Below are 12,984 nucleotides of genomic sequence, written 5' to 3'. Positions count from 1 at the left end.
CGCAGCCGCCGCCGCACCAGCGCCGCCCCACCCGTGCCCACGGCGAGCGCGGCCGCCGCGCCACCCAGCAGAACCGGCAGCTGCCGGCTCACCGCGCCGGCTGTGTTCTGGACGTAGTAGCCGACCTGGATCAGGCCGGCGACCGAACCGTCCGGCCTGGTGACCGGCGCGGTGGTGTCCACGTGGACTCCCATCGGTGTGTTCTCGACCAGGCTGATCGGCCCCTTCAGGGCTTCCCAGTGAATGCCGTAGACATATTTTCCGATCAGCTCGGGATAGTCGGTGGAGGCATAGCGGATCCCGTTGATGCCGAAAACCACGATGTAGTCGAAGCCGCCGCGGTTCCTCACGTCCACGGCCAGTGGCTGCAGCGCCGCAGTGGGATTGGCGCTGTCCAGAGCGGCAGCCGCCCCGGGATAGTGCGCCAAGATGATGGCTGCGGCATGCGTGCGGTGTTCGGCGTCACTCGTGGCGTAGTTCCGGGCCTGCAAGATGAGCGCCGTCAACGCCGCGGCTACCAGCAGCACCACCACGACCAGCAGCCACAGGAACACCTGCCCCGCGACACTGCGCACCCTCAGCCGCGAACGCAGCCCATCCCAGGCGGACCGGCATTCCCTCGGTCCGCCCGGTTCCGTGTCCCCAAGGACATGGCTGTCCACTCTGTGCATCCAGCCCGCTCCCACGCATCCGGGTCTTGACTCCTCCACGCTGCCACCCCGCCCAAAGATGTGCATGCTCCAAGCCGTTGCCACGGCTTCGTCAGCCCCGACCACCGCGAAGGAGGCTTCTTCTGGCAGGTCGGCGAAGGGGCCGTCGCGTGGCCGGTGAGCGAGCTCGGGTCGGTGCCGATCGGCCCGTCGTCACCGGTTCGCCGGTTCACCTGAAGGGCGGGGCACGGGCACCGGTCAGGGCTGCAGTTCATGGTCTCCACGGGCCACCACCACGGCTTCGAGGCTTCGAGTCCCTGGAGGAGCAACGTCTGCTGCTCGCGTTGGGCTTCGTCCGCGTCGCTGACGTGCTGAGCCAGCCGGTCGAGCTGGACTTCGAGCACGAGGGAGGAGGCAAGTCGGCACGCCCCGGACTTCCTGGCGGTACTGCCGGGCGGCGCCGGCGGTTGTTCGACGTCCGGCCCGAGCTGCTGATCGAACCGCGGGATGCCCTGAAGTTCGCGGCGGCCCAGCACGTGGCAGAGGCCCGCGGCTGGCAGTACTCGGTGGTGGCCGGATGGCGCCCGCACGCCCACAGCGTTCTGGACTTCCTGCCATCCCAGCACCACCCGCTGCAGGACCCCATGCAGCTCCAGCACCAGCTGCTGACGGCCGTCGGGAAGGCCGGAGAGGTCACCTTCGGAGAGGCGGCGGAAGCCACGTCGTCGCCGGCCCTTCCAGCGCGTCAAGCTCTACGTTCAGGAAGCCCGTCCGCGGCGCCGGTTCTCACTACCGGATGACCGCACGAGCCGATCTTGATAGGAAAGCCGGTGAGACCCGCAGGCTTCCATGCGGGTTCGCGCCAGCAGGGCGGTGACCACCGACGCGAGGAGCGCCATGATGGCAATACCGCCCGAGATCGGCCACGCTGCGGACACACTCGGTGCGGGTCTCCCTGGACGACCCCCTGCTCGTGCCCCGTACGAGCACTCGGACAGAATGTCCGCCATGACGCGACCGTCCCTGGCGAGGGATCTGCTGCACACCGCCTGGCTGCTCCTGTTGGAGCTCGTCATGCTCCCGGCGGCGGCCGTCGCCTTCGTCGGTTACTCCCTGGGCGCAGAGGACGGCGGCGACCCGCCGAGCGTCCTCGCCGTCGCCATCGTCGCGACCCTGATGCTGGCCGCGCTGATCGCAGTGCCCCTGACGGCGCTGCTGACCACGTACTGGCGCGGCTACCGGGTCACGCCCGTGCTCCAGGGGCTCTTCCTGCTACTGGTGGCCACGCTCGCAGTGGCGGGGATCGCCGCGGGATGAGCAGCCGGACCCCCACCACGGATCGCCCGGCGCGACCCACCAACGCGGCTACCGACTCGCGTGTGGTGGACCTGGGAAGGATGATCCCCGTTACTGGTGTCGGCCCACCAGGGTGATGTCTGCTGAGTCGGGGGCTGGGGCGGTTGAGCTCCAGGGTGCTGATGCGGACTTGGCGAATTGGCGAATTTTGTCCGCCGTGGTGCGCCCGAACCGCGATGGCGCTCCACTGCCGATCTGCGGGGCTGCGGCGACGGCTGTTGGTCAAGGGTGGTTGGGTCCGCGATAGGGCAGCGTTTGGCTGTAGACGACGCTCGTGGTCGTGCTGCCGAAGCCGGCCAACTCGTCCACGAGCGTCTCCAGTTGCTCCATGGAGGTCGCGGCCACCTTCAGGGTGTAGCAGTCGTCGCCGGTGGTGCGGAGGCACTCCAGGATCTCCCGCCGCTCGGCGAGCAGCTGGCGCAGCGGCTGGTGGCGGTTGCCCGGGTACTTCAGCCGGACGACGGCGAGCACGGGGTAGCCGACCTTGGCCAGGTCCACCACGGCGTGGTAGCCGGTGATGACGCCCCACGACTCCAGATTCCGCACCCGTTCCGTGGTGGCCGACGAACTGAGTTTCACGCGCCGCCCCAGCTCGCTGAGGGAGATGCGAGCTTCCCGTTGCAGCTGCTCGATGATCGCCCAGTCGATTTCATCAAGATTCATGGTCATATCGCGATTCTACCGGTAGAACAACGGAAGAACTCTGCTATCGCCGGGAAGATTCGGTTCCGCACCCCGTGATTGCCGGGATAGCCTCGGATCATGCAACTTGGCGTCAACCTACCGAACTTCGGGCCCGGTACAGATCCCGGCGTGCTGCGCGACTGGGCACGGGTCACGGAGGGGCTCGGCTACGGCCTCCTCATGGTGTCGGATCACGTGGTCGTCACCCCGGACGTGGCCGAGCGGTACCCGGAACCGTTCTACGAGCCGTTCACCACGCTGTCCTGGCTCGCTGGCGTCACGACCAGAGTGCGGCTCGGCACAACGGTGCTGATCCTCCCGTACCGGCATCCGCTGTTGGTGGCACGGATGGCCACCAACCTCAACCGGCTCAGCGGCGGCCGGCTCGTGCTCGGGGTGGGCGTCGGCTGGGCCCGGCAGGAGTTCGACGCACTCGGCGTGCCGTACACCGGGCGTGGCCGGCTGACCGACGAGTACCTGGCCACCCTGCGGGACACCTGGCGCACGGAGGCCGAGGACGGCACCGCACCGATCCCCGTCTGGGTCGGCGGTCACAGTGCGGCGGCGCTCCGCCGTGCCGCCAGGTTCGGGGATGCCTGGCACCCGCTGCGGCTCTCCCTGGCCCGGATGCGCGCGGTCCTGACGGACCACTCGCTGCCGGCGTTCGCGCCCCGCATCGCCCTGCGGCTGACCACCGCCCCGGTCGACGACCCCGAACGGCCTGCCGGCGTCGGCACCATCGAGCAGATCCTCGGCGACCTCGACCAGCTCCGCCTGCTCGGCGCCGACACCGTCGTACTCGACCCCTACCACGGAGATCCGAAGGAGACCCGCCGGCCCCACACGGCCTGGCAGGCGCTCACCGAGGTGGCCTCCCAATGGAGGACAGCATCATGACCATCACAGCCGACCAGACGCTCCTGCGCCGCGCGATCGACATCGCGGCCCACGCCGTCGCCCAGGGCGACGCACCGTACGGCTCCCTCCTGGCCGGCCCGGACGGCACGATCCTCGCCGAGGCCCACAACACAGTGCGGCGCGACAACGACATCACGGCCCACCCGGAACTGAAGCTGGCCCGCTGGGCGGCCCGCGAACTCGACCCGGACACGGCCGCGGGCACCACGCTGTACACCAGTTGCCAGCCGTGCGGAATGTGCGCCGGCGGCATCGCGCGCTCCGGCATCGGCCGAGTCGTCTACGCGCTCTCCACCGAACAACTCGTCGAACTCAACCCGCAGTCGGGCGACTGGCCGACGGTGACGCAGCACGGCCCGGCCCTCTTCGACGAGGCACGCGCCCCCATCGACGCCTACTACCGACCAAGCTGAAGCAACGGCGCGGTGGTGTGGGGGTCACCCGCGACCGGCGGGCACCCTCCCTCGGCGGGACGCCTCGTCGAACAACGCGGCTGCCTCCAGCCGCACCGCCTCGCGGCACTGACGTGCCTTCGCCGCCAGCCCGCCCCCATCCGCATAGCGCATACCAACCGCATAGCGCGCAAATGACTGTCAGTCAGCTACACGAACAAGCCAATCACCTCGAAACGCCGAAATCAGTAAGCGCGGTCCGCCCCGTAGGCGCGCAGGAGAAACTCCACGGCCGCGTCCGCGATCGCATCCGGGTCGGCGCCGGGCCGGTACTCCAGTGGGCCGGTGAGCAGGACGAGGAAGTGCTCGGCGGCCAATGCTGAACCAGCTGGACCGAACTTCTGAACCGATTGGTTCAGTCAAACCTGAAAGGAGCGGGGCGGACATGATCGTCCACATGCTGCGTTTCTCGTTCAAGGAGACCGCGACCGAGGAGGAGCGCGAGCACGTGCTCGCGGTGATGCGGCGCACGGCCTCGGTGGAGTCGGTGTCGTTTTCGACGGTGGGCCAGAGCCTCGACGACACCGACGGCTTCACCCACGCCTACTGCGTGGGAATCGCGGACCTGCCGGCCCTGCGGCGCTACATGCACGACCCGGTCCACCTGACCGGCGATCCGGAGATCATGCCGCACCTGGCCAGGCTCGCCATCGGCCCTGACCTGTCCGACGACATGACGCCCACGCTGGCAGTGGGCGTGCTCCAGTCCGCCTATCGCGGCGGGCACGCCACCGAGGTCGCGAATCAGCCCGGCGGCGATGCCGAGCGCCGCATCGTGTCGCCGCACCTCGCCACGGTCCGCTTCGGTTGTCCCGCCGGCGTCGGCGTCAGCCAGCTCGCCCCGCGAACAGGTGCAGCGCCTTGACCACGTGGCTGCCTACGGCTCGCTCGGCGATGTGCTGTATCGCCGACCCGGTGGGTGGCTTGAGCAGACCGGAAGCGCAGTCCACCGCGTCGGTGCAGTCGATCACGGCCTTGCCCGCCGGCGACCCCTCGCCGGCCCCCGGCGGGGGCGAGCACTTGGTCGAGTCCCTCGCATGCCACCGCCACGACCACGAAGGTCTACTCGACGAACATGGTCGAGTAGACCAACTCCCGGCTGCGGAAGGCCGCCGGCAACCGCGGCCATTTCCAGTCGGAGCAGGCCGCGTTGAAGGTGCTATACCTCGCCGTTCGCGAGCAGATCACCCCCGGGGCACGCGACATCAACCGTGTCGCCGCACACTGGAAGGAGGCGCTGAACCAGTTCTCACTCTTCTTCGAGGACCGGCTCAGCATCCAATAACCCCAGAGCACTTGCTGGAGATCGCTGACACGCTCCCATCACGCGGCGCAGCTCGTGTTCGGGTAGTTGTTGGCCTGCTGGGGAACGCCGTCGCGGGTTCGGGTGGTTTGAGGGGTGAGGGCGGCGACCTCTTTGGCCAGTTGCTGATACGTGGCTCGGGCGTGTAGGTCGGCGGCACTGGGCTGGTCGACCGTCGCCAGTGGCTCGTGCGCGGCCGCTGCCAGGGAGTTGATCGATTCCGGGCCGTAGGTCGCGACGATCTGCTCCAGCGAGAAGATCGGAATGGTCTTCTGGCCGAGCGTCGCCAGCAACCGTACGTCGTGCACCAGCGGCGCCAGTGTGGCGTATGGGGCGAGGCCGGCGACGCCGATGGTCAGCTCGCCCGCGTCGCCGAGGTGTTGGTGCGCGGACTCGTAGTACGAGGTGATCAGGCCGCTGCTGATGGTGGTACCGAAGTCGGTGCTGAAGTCGGAGCGGTATGCCTGGAAGTAGTTGGCGTCCCAGGTCGCGGGCGGGTTGCTGGTCGCGTTGAGGGTGTCCTGCAGAGCCAGGGTGCCCGCGTCGAGATCGTCCAGCGACTGTGGCATCGCGGTTTCGTCGAGGGCGAGGCCCTCCCGATGGGCGTGCTTGATCAGGGCCTTGTCGGCGGTGATGGCCTGGCACTGCTGGGCTGGATCGATGTTGGCGCTCAGCAGTTGTTGCTCGGCGTTCTGGTCGCCGGCCATGGCCTTGCCGACCAGGGCCATGGTCTGCGCGGTGCCCTCGTCGTCGATGACGATGCCCTGGGCGTGCAGCCGGTTGGCGTCGAGCCAGGCGTGGATTTCGTCGGCCTCGACCTGAGTCTGCGCGCTGGCGGTGTCGTTTCCGCCCGTCCAAATGGTGACCGGCAACGCCCGGCGGTTGGCCTCGCTGATGATGTCCGTGGCCCAGGTGTCGGCGTGGGGACGGTAGTCCCCGTCGTTCACCTGGACGAACAGGGCGACACGGTTGCGCGCCAGGGTCTGCCACATTTGCGGGGTCCAGATCGTCATGGTGTGCGAGGAGGCCCACACTGCGAGCCGCCCGTGGCCGCCGTGCCCGGGTGTGGCGGCCGTGTGCGGCTCGCTGCCACGAGACGTGGCGTCAGCCGGGGTACTGACGGCACCCAGGGTGAGCGCCGTAGCGGCGAGGACAGCGACGCAGAGGTACCTGTTGCTCATGGGGCGCTCTCCCGCTCTCCTGAGGATGGCGGCGCCCTTGCGCCGCGCAGGCACGTTCAGGGACTTCCAACTTGCTTGAGAAGTAAGCATGTTGAATGTACATCCCCTCAAGCGAAAGCCTCTAGTGGCTCTGCTCGATCAGCTGGGCCGGCTTCAGGCCCAGAACCCGCGTCTGATTCTGCGCGACGCTGTTAGCACGTAGCCGCCGGGAACGCGAGCGGGGATTTCCGGCGGTGGCGGGTGGTGGCGGGGGAAGCGATGGTCTTCCTGTCGATCACTAGTTGCGAGCAGTAGCAGGTCCGACAGAGGCCGTCATGGGACAGATCTGCGAAGATCACCGGGTGAATGATCTACGCGTTCGCCCGGCCACTGAGGCCGATCTGGCGAGTCTCGTCCGCCTCCGCGACGACGCGGCCCGCTGGATGCTGGCCCGCGGCATCACCGGCCAGTGGCGGCCGGGGGAGCTGGCCGAGGGCCACTTCCGCCAGGTCATGGCGCAGGGCGAGGTCTGGCTCGCGGAGGCCGGCGGGCGCATCGCTGGCGTATGGGAGCTGTGGTGGGAGGACGAGGCCGCATGGGGCTCGCAGCCGCCCGTGGCCGGATACGTGCACCGGCTCATGGTTGATCGTGGTACCGCCGCGCCCGGGACGGGGCGGCTGCTGCTGAGGGCCGCGGAACGCCGAGTGGCCGCGGCGGGACGGACGTGCGTGCGCTTGGACTGCTTGGCTGACAATGCACGGCTCAACGCCTACTACCGGGACGCCGGTTACCGCGTCGTGGGCCGCAAGGAGGGCAAGCCTCAGCCGGGCGGGGCGCCGAAGTCCTTCACACTATTGGAGAAGGAACTCCGGCAGGCTGGATAGGCCCAGAGACCAGGGAGCCTCTTTCCGATCACCAGATCGTTGGTCGGGTCGTGAGGCATGGGGAGATTTCTGACGCCACGTGGGCAGTGATCGCGCCGCTGCTGCCACCTCCGAACCGCGCTCGCGGCCGGCACCAGGCGACTCCGCTGCGGCAGTGGCGACCGCCTGGAACGGCTGCGGCAGCGTCTCGCAGGTGTCCCAGGTGTCGAGCGCTTCCCGGCACAGCTGAGCCACCCCTGTGCGGCCCCCGGAATGGGTGATGACGTGTCGCTCGGTACCGGCCCGGGACGTTTGTCGGGCTGGAGCGGGATGCCTCCTGCACGCCCGGGTCCGCGGACGTTGGCCCTTGCTGCTTTGACGGCCCTTCCGTTCGCTCCGGGGGCCGTGTGAACATCCTCGCCATCCGGTATTGCTGCCAGCCAGCGTTTCGGACGACTCCGGATGATCCCGGACGGTTGGTGGAGCGTTGCGGGATGCTGGCCCCAGAGCGCCAGTCGTCCGTCTGCCAGTCGGTCCGGCGGGGTTGAGGTGGGCCAGGGGACGATTCACGGGCATGGCAGCACTTCGGACGGATCTTGAGATGCTCGTCCGCTTACCCGGTTGGAAGCAATGCGCGGCATCGTGGGCCAGCGAGAGTTTGGCCGGCTATCGCGCAGTTTCGGTGACCCGTGTGGCCGGCTCGCGAAGGTTTCCGGTGTCTTCGATGTGACTGTCCATCGTGAGGTATGGGGCCAGGTTCCGTGAGAGCTGATGGGTGTGATTGGCCAGTTGGTACTCCGCGGAGAGTGCGGCGGCTGCGAGCAAGGCCCGGTGTTCGGCGGCCATCCAGGCGACGGCGTCCGCCGCTGCGGCCAGTCGGGGCCCCTCACGGGGCGGGCGTGCCACTCCGTCCGGCCGGTGTGCCTTTCCGTCGGGGCGTTGGCGGCCCGCGGTGATCAGGTCGGCCGCGGCGGTGGAGGTCGCCAGGTAGTAGTCGAGCAGCCGGTTCAGCGCGAGGCGCCGGGCGTCGGGCGACTCGACGGCATTGGCGGTGGTACGTGCGTGCACGCGGAGCAGGTCGTGGAAGGCGTACCGATTGGCTCCGCGGTCTTCGAGCAGATGGCCATCGAGGAGGGCCTCCAGCAGGCGCTCGGCCTCGTCGGGCTCCGTGCCGTACAGAGCGGCGGCGCCGTAGCTGTCGAAGTCCGCTCCCGGGTGCAGCCCGAGCAGTCGGAACATGCGTTTCTGATCGGCGGGGAGACGCAGATAGGAGGCGGCGAAGGCGGTGGTGACGTCCACGTCACCGGCACCCACCATGTACCTCGGCGTCAACTTCTTCAGCATCATCGACAGCGACAGCTCCCGCACCGAGGCCCTGTTCGCGATGACCAGGCGCCTGGCCCCCCGCGCCAAACTGCTAACCGTCCGCCTTCCCGGCCGCCGGCGGCCGTCCCACGGCGGTGCCTCTGACGTGGATGCCCATTCAGACTGACCACGAACGTGCTGTCCACCCCGCCCGACCCGCGCGGCGGGCTCATTAGGTGTCAGAAGCTGTTGTATTTCCGGGCGTATCGAAGTCGCGCACCAGGCGGCGGGGGCGCATCAGGTGCCCGAAGAACCGCGCGACGATCCAGCGTTTCGGCAAACCGACGAACCCCGTCTGGTCGTCACTGCGCTTGATGATCGCCAACACCATTGCCGGCGCGGTGAAGCAGGGCTCGATGAGGCTGCCGGTGTAGGCGTCGTCGGCCCGGACCAGCTCCGACAGGTGGTGCGTGTCAGCCACCTGGGCAAGCAGGCTGCGGCGCGGTCGCCGGTGTCCGCCGAGGCGACCGCTCTCATGCCCTACACCGAACGCGATCACCCGTTCGACGGGTGGTTGGAGGGCAAGGGCGGGCAGCCGGAGGGCTACTGTCACCGGAAGATACTCGACATCGGTGCTCGCGTCCTGCACGCGCTGCTTCCCGGGCGCCGGATGCGACTGTCCACCCACATCGTCAAGTGCGGAACCTTACGCTACAACAGACAAGATCTCCCTCCCCGACGCCTTGACATCGCCAACGGACCCTTAACTTCGTGGCATTGAACAATCGACGCAATCCGCTTCCTGGTCGCCAGCGGCCTCGCCTGGAGGGCGATGCCCGTCGACTTCCCCGCCTGGGACCGCATCTAGGCGTTCTACCGACGCTGACGGAATGCCGGTCTGATCAAGGGGCTGCACGACCGGCTGCCCGGGCAGGCTCGCGAGGCGGCCGGGCGGGATCCGGAGCCGACGACGGGGACCGTCGACTCCCAGTCGGTGCGGGCTGCCGCGCCACCCTGCCCGGCCGCAACCGCAGGCACCGGCGAGCACCGGCGCCGGTGATCGCCGGTGTCCTCGTCTAACTCCACCGCCCCGGCGCGGGCGACGAGCAGACGACCGCTCAGCCGGACGCCCTCACCTGCGCCACCAGGAGCAGCCCGACCTGGCATACGGGAGGTTGGCCGGCAGGATTCCGCTCGCCTCTCTCCTGATGTGCGAATGATCCTTTGACGAGATCGGCAATGCCGGGAGGCGGGCGACGTGCCATGCTCCGCCCGCCCTCCGGCCGGCCCGTCAGAGGCTGCGTCCGAGCCAGCCCGCCAGCCGGGTGTAGGCGTCGGCGTCGGCCGGCATCGGTTGTACGGCGCCGAACGGAACCTCGGGGCCGCGCCGGTCGGCTGGCAGCACTTGCTGGGCGATGCCCAGTGCAGCCAGCGCCAGCTCCTCGTCGAGCTCGGCCTCGGGGGCGATCACCTGGGCGATGTCCCAGCTGTGGGTGACCGTCTCCATCACGTAGCCGCTCAGCGCGATCCGACCCGTGGCCAGGCCCCAGGGCACCTCGACCTCCCGGTCCAGCTTGGCGTCCTCGGCCCAGGCGGCGGTGGCGCGGGCCCGGACCCGGGCGGCCGCACCCGTCCAGTCGGTGTCGGCGACCTCGCCGACCTGCGCGGGCAGGTCCATGCCCCGGCCGCCCTCGCCGATGTACGCGATCCGGTGGATCGCGCCGATGGTGTGGCTCAGCAGCATGCGCAGGTTGTACTCCTGACAGGGTGTCGGCTTCTCGAGGTGTGCGGGAGCGAGCGAGGTGAGCAGCTTCTCCAACTGGCCGAGCGAGCGAAGGAACAGGGGGCGGGGGTCGAAGGCGGCATCCATCGGGAGAACTCCTCGGTCAGTGGCCCCGGCGCGGTTCCGGGCGGCCTTGTGACGGACACTCTCCTAGGAATACCGGACATCTGCTGTCAGGTTTTAGGCTGACTTCCGTGAAAGCCGACCGGTTGCTCTCGATCCTGCTGCTGCTCCAGACCCGGGGCCAGGTCCCGGCCACCGAACTCGCCGAGCGGCTGGAGGTGTCCGTCCGGACGATCTACCGGGATGTCGAGGCGCTGTCGGCGGCCGGCGTTCCGGTCTGGGCCGAGCGCGGCCGCCTGGGCGGCATCCGCCTGCTGCCCGGCTACCGCACCGACGTCACGGGCCTGACCGGTGACGAGGCCCGGGCTCTGTTCGTGCTCGCGGCCGACGGCACGCATGACGCGTTGGGGCTCGGTGCGGCGATCGGCTCGGCGTTGCGCAAGGTGATGGCCGCCCTACCCGCGCCGCACCGCCCGGCGGCCGAACGCACCAGCGAGCGCATCCTGGTCGACCCGGCTCGCTGGATGCGGGGTGGCGCCGCCGAGGTGGAGCTCGGCGAGCTGCAGCGGGCGGTGTTCGCCGACCGTCGGCTGCGCCTGACGTACCGCCACAGTGGCGAGAGCGAGTCCAGGGAGTACATCGTCGATCCGTACGGCCTGGTGAGCAAGGCCGGCGTCTGGTACCTGGTGGCCGACCGGGACGGCGAGGCCCGGCTGTTCCGGTCTGACCGGGTGCAGGCGGCCTCGGTCGACGACGAGCCGGTCCGCCGCCGGCCCGGGCTGAGCCTTGCCGAGGTCTGGACCGTGCTCCGCGACCAGGTCGAGCGGCTGCCGCAGGAGATCCTGGTCCGCTGCCGGGTCCGGCGACACCGGCTGGACACCTTTCTGCGGATCCACGTGGTGAACCTGGCCGCCGGTCCGGAGGATCTGGACGGCGAGTCCGTGGAGGTGGAGCTGGGCTTCCGCGCCGTACAGGCGGTCCGGGCGCTGCTCCCGTTCGGAGCGGATGTTGAGGTGCTGTCCCCGCCGGAGGCCCGGGCCGAACTGGCCGCGGCCGCGGCCGAAGTGGTCGCGCTGTACGCCGCCGATTTTCACCCGGTCAGGATCCGCCCGTCAGGGGTTCGGACTACTGACCCGTAGAGCAGCCGGACACACCGCAAGGTCGGCCAGAACGGGGACGGGAGAACGAAACAGCGCTGGTCACCCTTCCACCGCAATTCGGACAATTGTTGCCCAGGTTTTCGCTCATCCTGGCGATCCGGCCGTCGGCGCAGATCGCGGCCGTCTCCTGAGGACCGGTCGCGCAGTTCAGGCAGGGTAGACATCGGACAGGGACAGGAGTGGCATCACGCCCGCCGCCCCCGCCCGAGGCGGGTCTCGGGAACGGTCGGCGGGTACGCCGTGCCGGGCGCAGGGCGCCATTCGAGCAGGAGGATGGTGGGTGGCATCGTCGGTCAGGCGCTGGTCCTGGTGCTCGAGGATGGTGCGGATCAGGCGGCGTAGGGCCTCGGGGGCGGGTTCCCCTGCAATAGTGGCGTGGACGATGGTGTCCACGAGCCGGGCTTCGCCGAACATCTCCCCGGTGCGGGAGCGGCCCTCGGTGACACCCTCGGTGTGGATCAGGATGCGGTCGCCGGGCTCGAGCTGGGCGCGATGGGTCACAGCCGTCGGGCGGGGATAGCCCGGGCCCAGGCCCAGGGGAAGCTCGGGAGTGCGGACGGGAGGCGGCAGGAACGATGTGGTTGCCTCGGATCAGCGGCGGCGGCGGGTGACCGCAGTTCACCCAGCGGCACGTGCCGCTCAGCAGGTCGAGGTGGGCGAAGGTGCCGGTGAGCAGCCGCTCGGGGATCCAGCGGGTGAGGGCGTCATCGCCGACCTCGGCGATGTCGGTGAGGGTGCCTCGGTGTAACGGGTGGCGCGGCAGCCCGCGAGAGCCAGGGCGGCATCCACGCAACTCCCGCTAGTGCCGTGACCGCATAGGTTCGCCGGGTTGCTTGATCAGGCGGCGAGGGCGGGTCTGCCGCCCCAGCGGATTCCTTTCTCGCTGCGGATGCGGGCGCGTTCGCGGCGTTGGGCGGCCAGAACGTCAGGGTGGCGGGCGTTGGTGTTGCGCCACCGCAGGTAAGCGTGCAGTGCGCGGGTCTGGACCGTGTGGTTCGGGTGGTTCGAGTTCGCCAGCGTGAACTGCCGCAGCGGTCCGAAGTGCGCCTCGATCGGGTTCGCCCAGGAGGCGTTCGTCGGGGTGAAGCACAGGTGGACGTTGTTGTTCTTCGCCCAGCGGAGGACCTTCTTGCCGTTGTGGGCGGAGAGGTTGTCCAGGATCACGTAGACCGGGGCGCCGTCCGGGCGGGCAGCCCGGATTGACCTGAGTGCGGCCAGGGTGTTCGCGGTGCCCTTGCGGCGGTGGTTGACGCCCCACAGGGTGTCGTCGCCGATCGAGTAGCAGCC

15 protein-coding genes and 3 pseudogenes are annotated in these 12,984 nt (G+C 69.3%); 8 read left to right on the top strand and 10 right to left on the bottom strand.

The window, feature by feature from the left end:
- Positions 1 to 554: pseudogene (locus ACWDAK_RS38760) on the bottom strand (histidine kinase); the annotation flags it as partial.
- Positions 555 to 1,117: 563 nt separating this feature from the next.
- On the opposite strand from ACWDAK_RS38760, the gene ACWDAK_RS38755 reads away from it, so the two are divergent.
- Together ACWDAK_RS38755 and ACWDAK_RS38750 are read left to right on the top strand one after the other, a co-directional pair.
- A complete protein-coding gene (locus tag ACWDAK_RS38755; protein WP_449806560.1) occupies positions 1,118 to 1,450 on the top strand; it encodes a hypothetical protein in 333 nt (110 codons plus the stop codon).
- A gap of 208 nt (positions 1,451 to 1,658) precedes the next feature.
- On the top strand, positions 1,659 to 1,967 hold the full coding sequence (locus tag ACWDAK_RS38750; protein ID WP_344641319.1) for a hypothetical protein: 309 nt from the start codon (positions 1,659 to 1,661) through the stop codon (positions 1,965 to 1,967).
- Positions 1,968 to 2,228: 261 nt separating this feature from the next.
- On the opposite strand, the gene ACWDAK_RS38745 is transcribed toward ACWDAK_RS38750, so the two are convergent.
- On the bottom strand, positions 2,229 to 2,675 hold the full coding sequence (locus tag ACWDAK_RS38745; RefSeq protein ID WP_427396095.1) for an Lrp/AsnC family transcriptional regulator: 447 nt from the start codon (positions 2,673 to 2,675) through the stop codon (positions 2,229 to 2,231).
- A gap of 93 nt (positions 2,676 to 2,768) precedes the next feature.
- Here ACWDAK_RS38745 and ACWDAK_RS38740 point away from each other — a divergent pair, with 93 nt between their 5' ends.
- Both ACWDAK_RS38740 and ACWDAK_RS38735 read left to right on the top strand, forming a co-directional pair.
- Positions 2,769 to 3,587: an LLM class flavin-dependent oxidoreductase gene (locus tag ACWDAK_RS38740; protein WP_427396094.1), complete on the top strand. Its 819-nt coding sequence runs from the start codon at positions 2,769 to 2,771 to the stop codon at positions 3,585 to 3,587.
- On the top strand, positions 3,584 to 4,021 hold the full coding sequence (locus ACWDAK_RS38735; protein WP_344641316.1) for a nucleoside deaminase: 438 nt from the start codon (positions 3,584 to 3,586) through the stop codon (positions 4,019 to 4,021). Before ACWDAK_RS38740 ends, ACWDAK_RS38735 begins: the two co-directional genes overlap by 4 nt.
- A 224-nt stretch (positions 4,022 to 4,245) precedes the next feature.
- Here the strand turns inward: ACWDAK_RS38735 and ACWDAK_RS38730 are convergent, their stop codons facing one another.
- Positions 4,246 to 4,377, bottom strand: coding sequence for a hypothetical protein (locus ACWDAK_RS38730; protein WP_344641315.1), 132 nt, complete (start codon positions 4,375 to 4,377; stop codon positions 4,246 to 4,248).
- A gap of 68 nt (positions 4,378 to 4,445) precedes the next feature.
- Here ACWDAK_RS38730 and ACWDAK_RS38725 point away from each other — a divergent pair, with 68 nt between their 5' ends.
- Both ACWDAK_RS38725 and ACWDAK_RS38720 read left to right on the top strand, forming a co-directional pair.
- Positions 4,446 to 4,925: a Dabb family protein gene (locus ACWDAK_RS38725; protein ID WP_427396093.1), complete on the top strand. Its 480-nt coding sequence runs from the start codon at positions 4,446 to 4,448 to the stop codon at positions 4,923 to 4,925.
- Between the two features lie 132 nt (positions 4,926 to 5,057).
- Positions 5,058 to 5,345: pseudogene (locus tag ACWDAK_RS38720) on the top strand (transposase); the annotation flags it as partial.
- Positions 5,346 to 5,383: 38 nt separating this feature from the next.
- On the opposite strand, the gene ACWDAK_RS38715 reads toward ACWDAK_RS38720, so the two are convergent.
- Positions 5,384 to 6,544 carry a hypothetical protein gene (locus ACWDAK_RS38715; protein ID WP_427396092.1) on the bottom strand — a complete coding sequence of 387 codons (1,161 nt, stop codon included), beginning with the start codon at positions 6,542 to 6,544 and terminating at the stop codon, positions 5,384 to 5,386.
- A 314-nt stretch (positions 6,545 to 6,858) separates the two neighbouring features.
- Here ACWDAK_RS38715 and ACWDAK_RS38710 point away from each other — a divergent pair, with 314 nt between their 5' ends.
- Positions 6,859 to 7,407: a GNAT family N-acetyltransferase gene (locus tag ACWDAK_RS38710; RefSeq protein WP_425557878.1), complete on the top strand. Its 549-nt coding sequence runs from the start codon at positions 6,859 to 6,861 to the stop codon at positions 7,405 to 7,407.
- A gap of 645 nt (positions 7,408 to 8,052) precedes the next feature.
- On the opposite strand, the gene ACWDAK_RS38705 is transcribed toward ACWDAK_RS38710, so the two are convergent.
- The 3 genes from ACWDAK_RS38705 to ACWDAK_RS38695 form a co-directional block, all read right to left on the bottom strand.
- On the bottom strand, positions 8,053 to 8,799 hold the full coding sequence (locus tag ACWDAK_RS38705; RefSeq protein ID WP_344641308.1) for a hypothetical protein: 747 nt from the start codon (positions 8,797 to 8,799) through the stop codon (positions 8,053 to 8,055).
- A gap of 124 nt (positions 8,800 to 8,923) precedes the next feature.
- Entirely contained in the window at positions 8,924 to 9,340 is a 417-nt protein-coding gene (locus ACWDAK_RS38700) for a hypothetical protein (protein WP_427396091.1), read from the bottom strand.
- Positions 9,341 to 9,982: 642 nt separating this feature from the next.
- Positions 9,983 to 10,561, bottom strand: coding sequence for a TIGR03086 family metal-binding protein (locus ACWDAK_RS38695; RefSeq protein WP_427396090.1), 579 nt, complete (start codon positions 10,559 to 10,561; stop codon positions 9,983 to 9,985).
- A 107-nt stretch (positions 10,562 to 10,668) separates the two neighbouring features.
- On the opposite strand from ACWDAK_RS38695, the gene ACWDAK_RS38690 reads away from it, so the two are divergent.
- A complete protein-coding gene (locus ACWDAK_RS38690) occupies positions 10,669 to 11,676 on the top strand; it encodes a helix-turn-helix transcriptional regulator (protein WP_344641306.1) in 1,008 nt (335 codons plus the stop codon).
- 168 nt (positions 11,677 to 11,844) lie between these two features.
- Here ACWDAK_RS38690 and ACWDAK_RS38685 read toward each other — a convergent pair whose 3' ends face one another.
- From ACWDAK_RS38685 to ACWDAK_RS38675, 3 genes and pseudogenes are all read right to left on the bottom strand, one after another.
- Positions 11,845 to 12,267: a PP2C family protein-serine/threonine phosphatase gene (locus tag ACWDAK_RS38685; RefSeq protein WP_344641320.1), complete on the bottom strand. Its 423-nt coding sequence runs from the start codon at positions 12,265 to 12,267 to the stop codon at positions 11,845 to 11,847.
- A 19-nt stretch (positions 12,268 to 12,286) separates the two neighbouring features.
- A pseudogene (locus ACWDAK_RS38680) lies at positions 12,287 to 12,490 on the bottom strand (SpoIIE family protein phosphatase); the annotation flags it as partial.
- 44 nt (positions 12,491 to 12,534) lie between these two features.
- The coding region (locus ACWDAK_RS38675; protein WP_427396089.1) for a transposase at positions 12,535 to 12,984 on the bottom strand (450 nt) is incomplete at its 5' end.

The sequence above is a fragment of the Kitasatospora sp. NPDC001175 genome (assembly GCF_053598215.1).
This window is presented reverse-complemented; position numbering and strand designations above follow the sequence as displayed.